The organism is Bacteroides ihuae (assembly GCF_900104585.1).
Classification (GTDB): domain Bacteria; phylum Bacteroidota; class Bacteroidia; order Bacteroidales; family Bacteroidaceae; genus Bacteroides; species Bacteroides ihuae.
In genome coordinates this window covers 1,024,620-1,041,768 of record NZ_FNVX01000006.1, presented here as the reverse complement: position 1 = coordinate 1,041,768, position 17,149 = coordinate 1,024,620, and the positions used below count along the sequence as shown (strand labels likewise).

General features: G+C 40.7%; 10 protein-coding genes. 7 read left to right on the top strand and 3 right to left on the bottom strand.

Annotated features, from left to right (window positions below):
• The first annotated feature begins 14 nt into the window (after positions 1 to 14).
• Entirely contained in the window at positions 15 to 1,511 is a 1,497-nt protein-coding gene (locus BQ5338_RS14900; RefSeq protein ID WP_071147572.1) for a butyryl-CoA:acetate CoA transferase, read from the top strand.
• A gap of 49 nt (positions 1,512 to 1,560) precedes the next feature.
• Here the strand turns inward: BQ5338_RS14900 and dacB are convergent, their stop codons facing one another.
• Together dacB and BQ5338_RS14890 are read right to left on the bottom strand one after the other, a co-directional pair.
• On the bottom strand, positions 1,561 to 2,976 hold the full coding sequence (gene dacB, locus BQ5338_RS14895; protein WP_071147571.1) for a D-alanyl-D-alanine carboxypeptidase/D-alanyl-D-alanine endopeptidase: 1,416 nt from the start codon (positions 2,974 to 2,976) through the stop codon (positions 1,561 to 1,563).
• A 9-nt stretch (positions 2,977 to 2,985) separates the two neighbouring features.
• The gene (locus BQ5338_RS14890) at positions 2,986 to 3,387 is read right to left on the bottom strand and encodes a PH domain-containing protein (RefSeq protein WP_071147923.1); all 402 of its coding nucleotides are present in this window, start codon (positions 3,385 to 3,387) and stop codon (positions 2,986 to 2,988) included.
• Positions 3,388 to 3,572: 185 nt separating this feature from the next.
• On the opposite strand from BQ5338_RS14890, the gene nadB reads away from it, so the two are divergent.
• The gene (gene nadB, locus BQ5338_RS14885) at positions 3,573 to 5,144 is read left to right on the top strand and encodes an L-aspartate oxidase (protein ID WP_071147570.1); all 1,572 of its coding nucleotides are present in this window, start codon (positions 3,573 to 3,575) and stop codon (positions 5,142 to 5,144) included.
• A 73-nt stretch (positions 5,145 to 5,217) separates the two neighbouring features.
• Here nadB and BQ5338_RS14880 read toward each other — a convergent pair whose 3' ends face one another.
• Positions 5,218 to 6,717, bottom strand: a complete 1,500-nt coding sequence (locus BQ5338_RS14880) for a cellulase family glycosylhydrolase (RefSeq protein WP_071147569.1) — start codon at positions 6,715 to 6,717, stop codon at positions 5,218 to 5,220.
• Between the two features lie 792 nt (positions 6,718 to 7,509).
• On the opposite strand from BQ5338_RS14880, the gene BQ5338_RS17155 reads away from it, so the two are divergent.
• The 5 genes from BQ5338_RS17155 (at position 7,510) to BQ5338_RS14855 (ending at position 17,126) form a co-directional block, all read left to right on the top strand.
• Positions 7,510 to 8,181: a TonB-dependent receptor plug domain-containing protein gene (locus tag BQ5338_RS17155; RefSeq protein WP_317042353.1), complete on the top strand. Its 672-nt coding sequence runs from the start codon at positions 7,510 to 7,512 to the stop codon at positions 8,179 to 8,181.
• On the top strand, positions 8,082 to 10,691 hold the full coding sequence (locus BQ5338_RS14870; RefSeq protein ID WP_317042357.1) for a SusC/RagA family TonB-linked outer membrane protein: 2,610 nt from the start codon (positions 8,082 to 8,084) through the stop codon (positions 10,689 to 10,691). The genes BQ5338_RS17155 and BQ5338_RS14870 overlap by 100 nt, the downstream gene beginning before the upstream one ends.
• A gap of 18 nt (positions 10,692 to 10,709) precedes the next feature.
• Entirely contained in the window at positions 10,710 to 12,545 is a 1,836-nt protein-coding gene (locus BQ5338_RS14865; RefSeq protein ID WP_071147567.1) for a RagB/SusD family nutrient uptake outer membrane protein, read from the top strand.
• Between the two features lie 126 nt (positions 12,546 to 12,671).
• Positions 12,672 to 15,197 carry a glycoside hydrolase family 9 protein gene (locus BQ5338_RS14860; RefSeq protein WP_071147566.1) on the top strand — a complete coding sequence of 842 codons (2,526 nt, stop codon included), beginning with the start codon at positions 12,672 to 12,674 and terminating at the stop codon, positions 15,195 to 15,197.
• A gap of 24 nt (positions 15,198 to 15,221) precedes the next feature.
• Positions 15,222 to 17,126: a hypothetical protein gene (locus BQ5338_RS14855; RefSeq protein WP_235816434.1), complete on the top strand. Its 1,905-nt coding sequence runs from the start codon at positions 15,222 to 15,224 to the stop codon at positions 17,124 to 17,126.
• Positions 17,127 to 17,149 lie beyond the last annotated feature (23 nt).

The window sequence follows — 17,149 nt, the reverse complement described above, 5'->3', positions numbered from 1 at the left end:
ATATACTATTATTTATGTCATTCAATTTTATTAGTGCAGCAGAAGCTGCAAGCCTTGTAAAACATGGCTACAACATCGGCCTTAGCGGATTTACTCCCGCAGGAACGGCCAAAGCTGTTACGGCAGAAATAGCTAAAATCGCAGAAACAGAACACGCCAAAGGTAACCCTTTTCAAATCGGAATCTTCACTGGTGCCTCCACCGGAGATTCGTGTGACGGGATACTATCTCGTGCGAAAGCAATCCGCTACCGCGCCCCTTACACGACAAACAAAGACTTCCGGGCAGCAGTAAACAATGGTGAAATAGCCTACAACGACATCCATCTCTCACAAATGGCACAAGAGGTGCGATACGGTTTTATGGGTAAAGTCAATATAGCTATCATCGAAGCATGCGAAGTTACTGCCGATGGAAAAATTTATCTGACTGCTGCCGGTGGAATTGCTCCAACTGTTTGCCGCTTGGCAGATCAAATTATCGTAGAATTGAATAGTGCCCACAGCAAAAACATGATGGGAATGCACGATGTGTACGAACCACTCGATCCTCCTTACCGCCGCGAAATTCCAATCTATAAAGCAAGTGATAGAATAGGCTTGCCATACATTCAGGTAGATCCTAGGAAAATCGTTGGTGTCGTTGAAGTGAACAAGCCGGACGAAGCTCGTTCATTTGCAGCAGCCGATCCATTAACTGACCAGATCGGACAAAACGTTGCCGATTTCCTTGCTGCAGACATGAAACGCGGAATCATTCCATCAACATTCCTCCCATTGCAATCAGGTGTAGGCAACATAGCCAACGCTGTATTAGGCGCTTTAGGACGCGACAAAACAATCCCTGCTTTCGAAATGTACACAGAAGTTATTCAAGATTCGGTTATTGCACTGATGAAAGAAGGACGTATCAAATTTGGTAGCACATGTTCGCTTACCGTTACGAACAACTGTCTTACGGACATTTATGATAACATCGACTTCTTCCGTGATAAATTGATTCTTCGCCCATCCGAAATATCAAACAATCCTGAAGTAGTACGCCGTCTAGGTATTATCTCTATCAATACAGCTATTGAAGCAGATATCTACGGAAACATCAACTCCACTCACATTGGCGGAACAAAGATGATGAACGGTATCGGTGGTTCGGGTGATTTCACTCGTAATGCATACGTGTCTATCTTTACTTGCCCTTCAGTGGCCAAAGAGGGTAAAATAAGCTCCATCGTTCCGATGGTATCTCACCAAGATCACAGCGAGCATTCAGTCAACGTACTCATCACCGAACAAGGTGTTGCAGACTTACGCAGAAAGAGCCCAAGTGAAAGAGCTCAAACAATTATTGAAAACTGTGTGCATCCCGACTACAAACAGATTTTGTGGGATTACGTGAAGATTTCAGGCAAAGGACAAACACCTCATTGCATACAAGCTGCACTAGGTATGCACGCTGCTCTTAATCGGACGGGTGACATGAAGAATGTAAACTGGGCTGATTATAAGCTCTAAAAAGCTGAAGACCTAGCTCTCATTCTCTTATTAAGTAATAAAGCGAATCTCATTTCATTGTACAAAGAAGCTCGCACAGCCTATCTTGGAATGTGCGGGCTTTTTTAGTATCCATAACATCTTGGTTCATAATAACAAAAGCTAACTCGTGTCCATTATCAGCCCGGAGATAACCAGCCAACGTGCTGATCCCCGATACAGATCCTGTTTTTGCTCGTACATTACCAAAAGCCTTCCCTTTTTTCATTCTGTTTTTCAATGTACCATCTATGCCGGCAACCGGAAGTGCATCAAATATCTCTTTATAAATTTCCGGCCGTTGGTATGCATATTTTAAGTAAGCAAGCATCAATTCCGGAGTCACATAGTCGTATAAAGAAACTCCACACCCATCGTGTATTTCGTAGCTATCAGGTTCCAGCCCAAACTCCTTAATAAATTGTTTGATAGCCGCCACACCATCTTTGGCAGAAACAGAACAAGTATCCTTTCCTTTTTGCCACGCACCTAGATGATAGAACAAAGCTTCTGCTGATAAGTTATCACTTACCTTCAATGCACGATGAAGCACATCAGCCGTTGAATGACTCTTCTCTATGAGCAACTGGGCATCAAGTGGCGTAGTTGCAAACCCTCCAAATCGTTTCATTGTTATTTCTTGTCCACGGGCACGTTCCATAAACGCATGCATAAAAAAATTCTCAGATCCGTAGACAGTTATAATACGATTGCTTTTAGCAGATACATAACCTGTAAGTAATAGTTTGTTATCATTGTGCATCCAATCGCGATCTACATTAAACTTGGCACCCTCTAATTGCGAAGAAACCGTACGATTATCAACCGAATAATAAGATGACAGCGGAGTTAAGGCTATTTTTGCAGGCTTGCCTATTCCATCAGGAGTAGCTGTTAACTCAACATATCCTTTATGAAACATCAACGGAGAAAGCATTGGCTGAAAATCATAAGGAGCATCGTCCCAACACCATCCCGCACCATAATAAAGAGAGTCCATAAACGAAACATCGCCATATACCTTCCCTTTAACTCTAGTAAGTCCTACCCGTTTAATATCAGTAACTAACTCATCCATATTACTATCCATAAACTCAGAATCAAAGCCCCCACGAACATAAAGATCACCGTGAAGAACACCGTCATCATCCAAACGGCCAGTGTATTTCACAGTAGTAGTGAAGCGACAGTCCATGCCTAACCTAGCCAGATGAGTAATGGAGGTGATCAGTTTTTCAGTAGAAGCCGGACGAGCCATTTTCTTATCTCGATAAGTATAGATAGGAATACTATCCGTAAGGTCATAGATAGAGATGCCCACATCCGAAGTCACCAACAGATCATCACCCAATAGCTGATCAATCTTAGCTGTAACTGTAGTTTGTCCCCATAGTGCAGGAAGACAAACAAACAAGACCAAACATGTCAACAAACAACTCTTTCTCATCCTTTAATATTATACAATGTCAGATAAACGTTTCTCTAAAAGTTCAATAAACTCTTGCTCATGAACAGGCAGCACAGCCACATATTTTTTATATCCATAACGAATTAAAACATATTTAGTAATTGAAAAACCTCCAAGCTGCATCGAGTTGGCTTTTTCAATCGAAAGAATCTCTGCAATAGCTATTTTGCGTTTCTTTGAAAAGCGACCAAAATAAAGGATAAGTTCCCCATCCGAGGTAACTGTATAAGTAGTATGAATAATCCTCTCAATAAGCACCACCATCAAAAGTGCAAACAATAAAGCAAACAGAGCGTTCTTCTCCCAGATCAAGAAGATCGTAATGAGAGCCAATAGAAGTAAATAAATTTGTTGGTACCAAATAATACGAGCATGAAAGATACGATTCATAATGCCTAATTTTGTCGGCAAGTTAGCAATTTTATGAATTAATGCCAACGAAAAGTACAATGAATAAAGTTATTTCGTAGTTTTGCAAAACAAAAATAATGTTGATGGCTAGTGCTAAAGCAAAGACAGCACATTAATCTGTCCGCTTTTGATACAAAAAACCTCAACTAGCAAACTACAACACCATGATTAAGAAATTCGATTTTCTGGTAATCGGTTCCGGCATAGCCGGCATGAGTTTTGCCCTCAAAGTGGCACACAAAGGCAAAGTAGCCCTCGTATGTAAAACAGAATTAGAAGAAGCAAACACCTATTACGCCCAAGGAGGTGTAGCTTCAGTAACCAACACCCTGGTAGATAACTTCGAAAAACATATTGAAGACACCATGATTGCCGGTGACTGGATCAGCGACCGCTCGGCCGTAGAAAAGGTGATCCGTGAAGCGCCCAAACAAATAAAAGAACTCATAAGTTGGGGCGTAAATTTCGACAAAAATGATAAGGGAGAGTTTGATCTTCATCGCGAAGGTGGACACTCAGAGTTTCGCATCTTGCACCACAAAGACAACACCGGCGCCGAAATCCAGGATAGTCTTATCGCCGCCGTTAAGCAGCATCCCAATATCAGTGTCTTCGAGAATCATTTTGCCATTGAGATACTTACCCAGCACCATTTAGGCGTAGAAGTAACCAGACAAACGCCGGATATTCAATGCTACGGAGCTTATATCCTCGATCCAACCACAGGAAAAGTAGATACCTATTTAGCTAAAACAACATTGATGGCTACCGGAGGAGTAGGATCTGTATATCAAACAACAACCAATCCGCTCGTAGCTACGGGAGATGGCATCGCAATGGTTTACCGTGCCAAAGGAACAGTAAAAGACATGGAATTTATCCAGTTCCACCCCACAGCCCTCTATCATCCGGGAGATCGCCCATCATACCTCATTACCGAAGCCATGCGAGGATATGGAGGCGTACTTCGCACCATGGACGGAAAAGAATTCATGCAAAAATATGACGCACGCCTATCTCTAGCCCCACGCGACATCGTAGCTCGCGCCATCGACAATGAAATGAAAAACAGAGGAGACGATCACGTCTATCTTGACGTAACTCATAAAGATGCCGAAGAAACCAAAAAACATTTTCCTAATATATACGAAAAATGTCTCAGCTTAGGCATTGATATTACCAAAGAATACATTCCTGTAGCCCCTGCGGCTCATTACCTGTGTGGTGGCATCAAGGTAGATTTGAACGGGCAATCATCCATTGAACGATTGTATGCTGTAGGCGAATGTTCATGTACCGGTCTGCATGGAGGTAACCGATTAGCATCAAACTCTTTGATAGAAGCTGTAGTTTACGCCGATGCAGCAGCCCAACACAGTTTGGAAAGCATAGAAAAGTATTCGTACAATGAACAGATTCCCGAATGGAACGATGAAGGCACAAGTTCGCCCGAAGAGATGGTACTCATCACGCAAAGCATGAAGGAAGTGAATCTACTTATGAGCGCATACGTAGGTATCGTTCGCTCCGATCTCCGCCTAAAACGTGCTTGGGACCGGTTGGATATTATTTATGAAGAAACAGAAAGTCTCTTCAAGCGGAGTTTTGCCTCAAAAGAAATCTGCGAGTTGCGCAACGTAATCAACGTTGGTTATCTCATCATGCGGCAAGCCATAGAACGCAAAGAAAGCCGCGGATTACATTATACTATCGATTATCCGCACGCAAAGAAATAATTCAAAACACAGTCACGCACTCCTTTAGCGACCTCTATAAAGAGTATCAAAAGGAAGTGCGTGATTATTCTATTTAATAAGGATAATTTGCAGCCGAACCTTCTACAAGAGCATTGAGTGCCTGAGTATCTACGATGGCATGATTGCCTCTATCAAACAGCCCAAACCCATGATTACCGCTATAGCCATTGTCCCAATAGAAAGGAACCATCCCATAAATTTTAGCTTGCTGGGTAATATATTTCAAGAAGTAAGCCCTCGAATCTAAATGATGCTTTAAAGCATCGCCAGCCAATGACAATCTTGAGATAGCTCCATATTCGCCCAGTATCACCGGATATCCTTTGTCTACAAACTTAGCTTTCACCTTAGCAAACTCTGTTTTTACATACTCCTCCTCTCCCCCAGTAATCCATCTACCATCCAGTTCCCCGGTAGCATACTGTTTGTAATCCGTACCCCAAAGAACTGCGTATTTACCCCAAGTAGCATCCTCCTCCATCCCACAAAATTGCCAGGGAGTATAATAATGAACCTCCACCATTATGCGCTTTTCAATATTATCAGTTGCCACAGTGAGGTTTTTATCAGCCAAATCAATATCTGTATTAAAAGCCTGAATAATTAGATTACGGTATGTATTTCTCCCACCAGTAAGACGAACAGCATCTACAAATGTTTGGTTGTAAGACATCTGAACTTTAAAGTTCTCTTCGGTCGGAGTACTACTATCACCCGTATTTACCTCATTTGTTCCAGCAAACAACAAGTGTTCATCATAATTGCGAAAGTAGGCAGCAATCTGTAACCACAGAGCCTTCTGCTTCTTGTTTACCTCCACTTGGTCAGTATATTTAGTATGCTCCTGTAGCCAACCGCCATCCCAATGAATATTCAAGATGGCATACATATCATTATCCACACAATAATCCACTACCTCCTTCACCCGAGCAAGCCAAGTACCCTGCAATTTATATGTAGTTTGATTATCAATGTAACCACTCCATGCAGCTGGGATGCGAACAGCATTGAATCCAGCCGCTTTCACCGCATCAATCATTGCTTTAGTTGTCTTTGGATTGCTCCAGTACGTTTCACTTGCCGAAGTGCTACTTGCACAAGCTTCCAAGGAATTCCCTAAGTTCCAGCCCAACTTCATCTTTGTTGCCAATACTAATGCATCACTATTCATTCCCGTTTTATCAGCTGGTATGCTATTAACATTTGCGGTTTGAGTAACTTTTATTTGTTTTGAAAGCGCCCCTGCAATTATAGTTATCGTAGCTATACGTTGATCCGACATAGGATTTTCTAACACAGATACCTCTATTTGTTTATTTCCGGCTTCACCGAAAGCTGGAGATATTACACACCATGAATCCAAGGAAGATACTGACCAATCGACATTCGTTTCAATAGCTAGTTTTTGCGTGCTAATCGTTCCATCAAAAGCCAATTCTTGCTTAGATAATGTAAGTTCAGGTTCGACACTATCATCATTATTTGAACAAGCGATTTCCAGCGTTGAGAAAAAAAGAAAGATTAATATCGAAAAAAATGGATGGCTTTTCATTATTGCTATTTTAGATTTAAGATACTACAAAGATATGATAAATCAACAATTAAGTCCTAAACGAAATGTAATCAAAAGAGTACTCAAATGTCTCACTGTTACAATTTATCCCCTAATCTATAGAGGAAAAATCTCACTTCTATAGATATACCTTTAAACGCTCTAATGACCTTATTCCTTATGCTGTTTAACATAAAGAAACATATTATGCCGTCCGTAATAACATCCAATGCCCCTAGGTTAACCAATACAACCGTAAGCATTAACATAACTACAGAGTTTGCGATGTAAAACATCATAACTTTGACACAAGTTCATAAAGGTATTCAAGAACACTTACCCTGAACCGAATTAACCATTAAACTAATATAGCATGAAAAAACAACCGTTTTGTATAAAATGCTTAAATACGCATTTTAAGCATGTGTAGCAACCCCCACAAACAATACTCCTATACTCTAGTTTATTTTAAGATATAGTTCTGTTGATAACAATCGATACTCATTATTATAATATATGATAAATTAGATCTCACGTGAAGGCTAGTGATTATCATAAACACTAGATTATTTTACAATTAAAGACTTCTACTTTTACCACATTATTAACCTTAAAATTATTAATCATTAAAAGCCTTAGAATATGAAAACATGAAATGAAAAACAATGAGATGTGCGAAAAATTACGTGCATTATTTTTAGGTAACCTATTTTAATCTAATACAAATTTTATTCTTTATTTTCTATGAAATGCATTAATATAAAAAAGACCCTTGGGTTATTAATCATGTTTATGTTAATACCTTTGTGGGCAGTTTCTCAAAATATCACTATTAAGGGAAACATTACAGATGCTACTGGTGAACCTCTTCCAGGAGTAAACATTTTGCAGGTTGGTAGTACTAACGGAATAATCTCGGATCTCTATGGAAATTATTTAATCAGTGTTCCTTCCAATGCGAAACTTAATTTCACATTTGTAGGCTATATTCCTCAAACAATCGCTATAGCAGGAAAACAGACTATAAACGTTGTAATGAAAGAAGATAGCAAAGCCTTAGACGAAGTGGTTGTCGTTGGTTATGGTAGTATCAAGAAGACTGATATTTCCGGATCTGTCGCCTCTGTTAATCGTGAGGAAATGATGAAAAAATCGCCTCAAAATGTAGCACAAGGTCTTAGAGGTTCCGCTCCAGGTGTAATGGTTATGTCAAAAGATGGTTCTCCTGACGGTTACGCAACAATTCGCGTACGCGGTGTTGCAACCATCAACGGCTCTGCAGATCCTCTTTACGTGGTCGATGGTGTACAGGTTGGTACAAATGCGAACTTCTTGAATCCGAGTGATATTGAAAGTATCGAAGTATTGAAAGATGCCTCCGCAACTGCCATCTATGGTTCCCGCGGTGCCAACGGTGTAGTCATGATACTACCAAACACGGCACTAAAGGAGCCACTCATCTAACTTTTTCTGCCAACTGGGACATCCAGACAAGAGCACAACACTTGAATACAGGCGATGCTGACCAATATGCAGCTTCCGTACGCCAAGCTCGTGCGAATGATGCTAACGCACTAGTTTTGCCCATCTTTTCTACAGCTTATGATGGCCAAAGAAAGACAATCGATTGGCAGAAAGAGATGACACATACTACCCTGAAACAGCAATATGATCTTTCTGTATCAGGCGGTACAGATAAGTCACAATCTCTTTTCTCTGTAGGTTACTTAAATAATGACGGTATCGTTGTCAACACAAACTACAAACGTTTATCAACTCGTGCCAATGTCAAGACCAAAGTTGCTGATTTCATAGAAGTAGGTGGAGACGTGAATTTTGTTCACGAAGAAACTATAGGTAGTAACCGCTCAAATGGTAATAACGGAAACCTTTCCAGTTTACGTGATATGGCATTCTTAACTCCTACGATGGATTATACAGATAATGGCAAATTAATTAGCCCAAATGTTGTCAATGCTGATGGAACTTATGGAACATTCCTTCAGTTAACACAAGATTCTGAAATCTCCAAAGGATTGGATAGCCCCTATGCTATTCAGATGAATAATGACCGTAGAACGCGTACAAACCAGATTTTTGCCAGTGCTTACGCTGAAATCAAACTACTCAAAGGACTGAATTTTAAGACAGTCGCATCTTACAATTTCTATGCAAAAGATTACACTGATTTTGACGGAGTAAAACATCGCTATAATGATGGGCAAGAAGTAACAATGGTTAATTATAAAGCTGCTGCTACATTCACGATGAGTCCTAGCCAGAGTAATACATTAGCCATTGAAAATTACTTTAGCTATAATTGGAAGAACGATGATCACAACTTGACATTAATGGTTGGTAATTCTGTCAGCAATACCTTTGGAAATTGGCAGAGCGTTTCTTCACAAGGATTCCCTGCAGAAAATATTCGTGACATCTCATTAACGACAGATACTTCTACGAAGACGAGTAGTGGTGCTTATGATATCCAAACTCGTTTTATCTCTTATTTCGGCCGCGCCATTTATAGCTTAATGGACAAATACATCCTTACTGGTACCGTACGTCGTGATGGTTCATCCAATTTCGGCGCAGGCAACCGTTGGGGTACTTTTCCATCAGCAGCCTTAGCTTGGCGTGTATCTCAAGAAAATTTTATGAAGAACAACTCAGTCGTAAATAACTTGAAGTTACGTTTAGGTTGGGGACGTACAGGTAACGCAGGTGATGCAACAAATCTGTCTGTCGCTCAACTAGGAACTAATCGCGTAGGATACTACTTTAATAGTCAAGGTGGCGCTTCATCGGGTTATTCTACCGCTAACGGCTATGCGGCATTAAATATTATTGACGAAAATCTAAAATGGGAAACGAATGAACAATGGAATGTCGGTATCGATTTAGGTATATTTAATAATCGTTTCAATATCACAGCCGATTACTTCATACGTACATCTCAGGACTTGTTACTTTATCAATCTCTTCGTCCTTCAACCGGTTTTTCGCAAGTTTATACTAACTTTGGTAAGATTCGCAACAAAGGTTTCGAATTAAGTCTAAATTATAATCAAAAATTTGGCGACTGGGCGTTCGGAGCAACCCTAACAGGATCGACTTTAAAGAATAAAGTATTAGCTTGCGGAAGTGACTTATTGAATACAGATAACAGTGAAAGTGCCGTTAATGACACAAGTGATAAAGGTGCTGTTGGTGCAGGTATTCATTGGGACAACCATTCAATTTGCCGCGAAGGCTATGCAGTAGGTTCCTATTATGGTTATCAAGTGGAAGGTATCTTCCAAAACGCTGCTGAAGTAGACGCCGCCAATACCGAAGCAATAGGCAAAGGATATACTGCATACCAAGAATTAAATACCGCACCTGGTGATTTCAAATACAAGGATATAGATCATAATGGTCATATTGATAGTAATGATATGACAATTCTAGGCAACGGATTCCCTAAGTTGAACTATGGCTTAACTCTGAATGCAAGTTACAAGAATTGGGATTTCTCAGTTTACATGTATGGTGTACTGGGTCAAGACATCCTTTCTTATTCTGCGATGAAGCTCTCAACGGTATATCCTTCTGATGATGGTATCTCAAATATCTTGAAGAGTGCTTATAATGAAGCATGGACAGCCGAAAAAGGAGGAAATACAATTCCCCGTCTGACTATTTCAGAAAAAAATTACAATACACGTACCTCTTCCGCATGGGTGAAGAACGGAGACTTCCTGAAAATAAACAATATTCAGATTGGTTATACTTTCAATGAAAACCTACTCAAACCACTACGTTTGCAAACTGCTCGTATTTTTGCTTCTGTTCATAACCTTGCATGTATATCCGGTTATAACAAGTACGGTGATCCTGAAGTTGGCCAGGGAAGTGTAATCTATACAGGTTTGGATACCGGTCGTTACCCGATGCCAAGAACCTATTCATTAGGATTAAATGTTACATTCTAAACTTAAATAACATCTATTATGAAAAAGTTCTCTAAAATATTATACATGGTTACCGGTGCCCTAACAGTACTAGGAACAACCTCCTGCGACAACGATAAATATTTAAGCGTTGATCACTATGACATCATTGGTGCTGATGCGATGTTTAAAAGCGAAGCCGAAGCAAACAAAGGCTTAATCGGTTGTTATGACATGATGCTCCCCGACAAAAACACTACAGGTGGATTGGATGGAAGCAACTGGGGTTTTAAACCTCAAATTATGACAGGCTGCCATCCGACATTGGATACACAAGCTACAGGCTGGGATAAGGATTTCGTTACAGAAAGCTGGACAGCAGACAATGGGGACTTGTCAATTGGTTGGACATACTCCTATCGCGCAATTTCACGATGCAACGATTTTTTAGCAGGCTTGGCAAGTACTACGAACGTTCCTGAATCTTCCAAAAAAGCTTTAGATGGACAGGCTAAAGCCTTACGAGCATTTTTCTACATGTATTTGGCTGAGACATGGGGCCGTGTTCCTATGCTAGCAACAGGAGAAACCTACGCTAACACTCCTAATAAAGCTAGAGCAGCTACAGATACTGAAATGTGGGATTTCATCATTGCTGACTTAACAGATGCAGCCAACGAGTTGGATTGGGATCCTCAAAATAGTGAATACGGACGTTGTACTAAAGGTATGGCTCTCTCTTATTTAGGTGAAGCATATATGTGGAAAGCATACAAGACAAATGATAATTCATTCTATACTCAAGCTGCTGCTGCCCTGAAGCAAGTTATTGACATTCAAAAATATGAATTGAATCCTTCTTTCACTACACTGTGGGATCCGGGAGCAGTTTGGTCAAAAGAAGCTATTTGGGAAGCTGTTTTGCAAGATCAAACACAGAAAACCTCTTGGTCACCCGATATCGATGCTGCTGTGTTCTATATTTATAATTGTGCAAATCCCGAATGCGGTGGATGGGGATCCCTTTACCTCTCTTGGGAGTGGTACAAAAGCTATGAGACAGGTGACAAACGTCGCGACGCATCTGCTGTAACAGGTCCTATAGCCAATATGCCTGAATCAGATCGCTCTGAACATTGCTATGGATATAATCCTTATCTCAAACAAGAGATTCCAAAAACAACGACAGCAGGCGCATCAACCAGCTCTCATTATAAATATAATAACGGCGGTGAAATGGCTCCTTCTATATGGAGTTTGAAATGGTGGAGAACCGCTCGAGCAGACTATCAGATCATCATGGCTCCAATGCAGATCTACTACAAACGCTACGCTAACGTTTTATTAGACTATGCGGAATGTTTATTCTATAAGAACGGAGAAAACGATGCAACTGCTTGGGGAATTATCAAACAGATCCGTGATCGCGCATTCGGTAATTTGGAAGTCGGCAAAGCTTCGAGCTTAACAAGCACTTATTTACCATACTATCAGACAATGATGTCAACTTATTACAGCGGCACAATGGACTCTTATCCATTGCCATTCAACACCGAAACAGTCACTGTTCCTGATGCACAAAGCTATTACACACAAGTAAAAGCAGACTATGGATTTAGTTCTCCAGTATGGCTAGTTGCTCTTGGTATGGAACGTCGCAAAGAATTCAATGCTGAATTCTGCTCGAAGTATGACCAACAACGCTCCGGTTTTATGGAAGACTGCATTACACATGCCTATCCAAAAGGTGTAGGCGTTCCTAACACAGATCCTACCGCACCCGATAACTGGCAAACCTATCGCAACTTCGACTACAGTGCAAAGAAGATGATATTTCCGATTCCGACCAACGAATTGTTGAGAAACAACCTATGTGATCAGAACGATGGGTATTAAAGAATCGTTGTTTTAATTAAAATCAGTAAGTATTATATGAAAGAAGGGGGAACGCCAGCAGGCAAATCCCCCTTCTTATATATAAAAACAGACACGTTAGTTATCCCATAATTAAATTGCTCAATTATGAAAAAAAAGATTGCAACGTTTTGTTTTTTTCTTGTGCAAACATCCATTCTTTTTTCACAAGAATTTGAGCTCACCCCGACAGGATATTTCCAAAACGGAGGTGCAGATGTGATGGTTTTTAGTGATATGTATCCCGAAGGACACCAGGGAGGAATCACGCTTGTAATGAATAGCAACCGAGTGGCAGCAAATGGAGATATTCGTTTTGAAGCTACTCCGGGGCAGTGGCAACCTTTTCCCGCTTTTAAAAATCGCAGAGTAGATGAAAGCGATCATTCAATTAGTGTGACATTAAGCTATCCTGATTCCCTAAAACATTTGGCAGGATTTAACCCCACGATTTATCCTGACCATGTTTTTAGCTATAAGATCAAGGTGAAAAGTGAGGGAGATCATTTGATCGTCACCGTAGATTTAGATAATCCCGTTCCTGCAAGATACGAAGGGAAAATTGGTTTCAACTTAGAATTGTATCCGGGTGCTTTGCTGGGTAAACCCTGGATCATGGACCAACAGACAGGCGTATTTCCACAACAAGCAATAGGGCCGACTATATCTAAGGAAAGCAACATTAAATATAGAGGAGACTTTAATCCCAAAGGGAAAGCTAACATAAAACAACTTCTAGCCGGCAGTGACTATAATCCGATGATAGCCGATGATGTGATCGCAGCTCCTTTTGCACAAGGAAAGAAATTTGTGATGAACCCCGATGATCCTTATAACAAAGTTACTTTTGAATCAAAACAAGGTAATTTAATTCTCTATGATGGAAGGATGAATCATCAAAACGGTTGGTTTGTTCTTCGGACAGAGATACCGGTGGGTGTCACTAAAAATGCTATTCAATGGATTATAACACCAACTGTAGTCAAGAGTTGGATGTATACACCTGTAGTACAAACATCACAAGTAGGCTACCATCCCAATCAACCTAAAAAGGCTATTATTGAACTTGATAGCCGCGAGACAAATATTCAGAATCCTGTTTTATACAAAATAACAGATCTTGGAAAAGTTGAAATATTAAATGCCCCCGCCCAAAAATACGGCAAATTCAATCGCTATAACTATTTGACTTTCGACTTTTCAACCATAAAAGAAGAAGGGCTTTATCAAGTTTGCTACGACCATTCATCCTCATCCGTTTTTCGAATTGCATCCGACATTTATGATCGGGGGATTTGGCAGACAGAATTGGAATATTTCCTGCCAATACAAATGTGCCACATGAGAATTAACGACAAGTATAGAGTTTGGCATGGATTATGCCACATGGACGATGCCCGCATGGCGCCAATCGACTTGAAGCACATCGATGGATATGCTCAGGGCCCCTCAACGCTCACTAAATACCAGCCGGGAGAGGTTGTTCCCGGATTAAACATCGGTGGATGGCACGATGCCGGTGACTATGATTTGCGCATTGAATCGCAAGCCGGCGAAGCATATATACTGGCTCAAGTTTACGAGACTTTTCATAAAGAATATGACGAAACTTCTATTGATCAAATCAATAGAATTACAGAAATCCACCAACCCGACGGAAAACCGGATCTTCTGCAACAAGTAGAGAACGGAGCGCTTACAATTGTTGCCGGCTATCACGCATTAGGTCGGCTATATAGAGGTATTATCGTCAACAGTGTTCGCCAGTATGTGCTATTAGGCGATGCATGTAACGATACAGACAATAAAATAGGCAATGACGATGATCGTTGGGTCTTTACCGAAGAGAATCCTTATCGTGAGCTAACTACTGCAGGCCAGTTGGCTGCTATCTCTCATGTTTTAAAAAACTTCAATGATACCCTGAGCGAACAATCACTCCGAATAGCCAAAGAACTGTATCAAAACACACAAATTAGCCAGCGTGCAATAGATGCAAAAATCTTCGCCGCAGTAGAGCTTTATCTATCCACAAGAGAAGAAGAATATAAAGAGTATGTTCTTTCACATCAAGAAGATATTGTGAAGCATATCCATCACACAGGCTGGTTTATAGGTCGTTTTGACAAAAAGGTAAATAACAAAAAGTTCTCAACCGCCATTCGTAAAGCTTTATTAGGCGTCCGTGATTCCTATAAAGAGATGAGTGCAACAACTCCCTACGGCGTACCTTCCAACCGAGGCAATACATCATCAGGTACATGGGATGTTCAGAGCTTAGGATACAATTATTGTTTATTGCAAGATTCCTATCCGGATCTCTTCACGCCCGACTATCTCTTTAATGCCATCCATTTCATTCTAGGTTGTCATCCGGGTAGCAATACTTCCTCTTTTGTAAGCGGTGTAGGAGCAAAATCACAAACAGTAGCTTATGGTGTAAACCGAGCTGACTGGTCCTATATACCCGGAGGTGTTTCTCCCGGCACTGCCTTGATTCGCCCCGATCTTCCGGAACTACTAGTCTATCCCTTCTTATGGCAAGAAGGAGAATACTGCATGGGAGGAGAAGCTTCCTATTTTATGTATCTCGTATTGTCTGCTCAGAAAATATTGAATGAAGGAAATAAATGAAACGAACTTTGATAACGAATAATTATGAAACGCATCAGTTTAGTCTTAACATTGTTTTTCTCTACACTGTTCCTCTTTGCAGGGAACTATAAAAGCTTTAAAGTCTCCGTATACACGCGAGCCTATGAAGTGGAGAAAATGAAAGATCTGCATTGGCTCGATTCCACTTGGAACATTATTTCCCAACAGGTGAAAGTGGATAAAATTTATTTAGAAACTCATCGGGATTTGCTTATTGTTCCGGAAAAGACATTGGAGCAAGCCAAGAAGTTCTTTAAAGATCGTAGTGTAGAAGTTGCCGGAGGTATTACTTTTACCATCGATGAATCGAATAATTTCGAGACTTTCTGTTATTCCAATCCGGAACACAGAAAGATAGTTCAGCACATTGCAGAGTATACAGCCAAACATTTTGATGAATTCATTCTGGATGACTTCTTTTTCACAAGTTGCAAATCGGATATAGAAATCAAAGCAAAGGGATCTAAAAGCTGGACAGATTATCGCACGCAACTCATGACAGAAGCCGGTAAAGAGTTAGTTCTCAAGCCGGCAAAAAGAATCAACCCTAATGTAAAGGTGATTATTAAATACCCCAACTGGTATGATCATTTTCAAGGTTTAGGTTTCGACTTAAAAAACGGTCCGCAGATTTTTGACGGTATATGGACAGGAACAGAAACTCGTAATCCTGCCGGAGAACAGCACCTTCAAAACTATTTGAGTTACAATGCCTTTCGCTACTATGAGAATCTTCGCCCGGGCCACAATGGTGGTGGTTGGGTAGATGCCGGAGGCTCTGAAATCGGAATGGATCGATATGCCGAACAACTATGGCTGACGATGTTTGCTAAAGCTCCGGAGATCACATTATTTGCTTACCATCAATTAGTAGAGATCCCTTTGAAACCTCAGCATCGCACCCCCTGGCAGGGATTGGGCACCTCTTTCAGTTACGACGAAATGATGAAACCTATCCTGCTTGACAATGGGCAAAGTGTGAAACCCGCCACTCTGGCGCGTGCCGCAGGAGTTACTCTTGAAAGTATTGACAAGTTTATAAGCAAATTAGGAAAACCCATTGGCATTAAATCCTACAAACCTTTCAACTCTTTGGGAGATGATTTCTTGCAAAATTACTTGGGGATGATTGGACTACCAATGGATATGTATTCTGAGTTTCCAACCGATCAGAAAGTGATACTTCTTACCGAACAAGCTAAGTATGATGAAGATATTGTGGTAAAGATAAAGTCGCAGTTGCAAAAAGGAGGCGATGTGATCATCACAAGTAGCTTACTGAAGGCTATACCCAATAAAATTGCCGACATAGCAGAAATTCGTTGCACCGACTTGAAAGCGATTGTCAATGATTTCGGCTACAATGGAAAGTCAGAACGTGACATATTAATTCCACAGGTTCGCTACCAGACGAATGATTGTTGGGAGATAGCCAGTGCAGGTCGTCCGTTAATAGGTGGAGTTAGTGGCTACCCCATGCTACTTCGTGGACTCTATTCAAAAGGTAATTTGTATGTAATGACAATCCCTGATGACATGGGTAATCTATATGACCTACCTGCGGGAGTTTTAAATACATTACGCCGAGTGATGAGCAAAGATCTGCCCATCCACATTGAAGGCCCTTCAAAAGTAAGCCTATTCTTGTATGACAATGGAACCTGCATTGTAGAATCGTTCAACGATGTTCCTGTCGATATCAAAGTGATAACCACGAAGGATATCAACAATTTGAAGGATATAATAGACAGATCTATTTTGCAAGCTAGCACTGAAGAAGCACCAGGCGCGATGTTTCGCCATCAAAGAAATGATACTACGGAAAGCAACTCTTACTCTATAACTTTAAAGCCTCATTCCTATCGCGTTTTTGAAACCATTAGTGGACGTGTTAAAACTCAACTTTAGAGAAGGGTAACTTTTATTCTGGA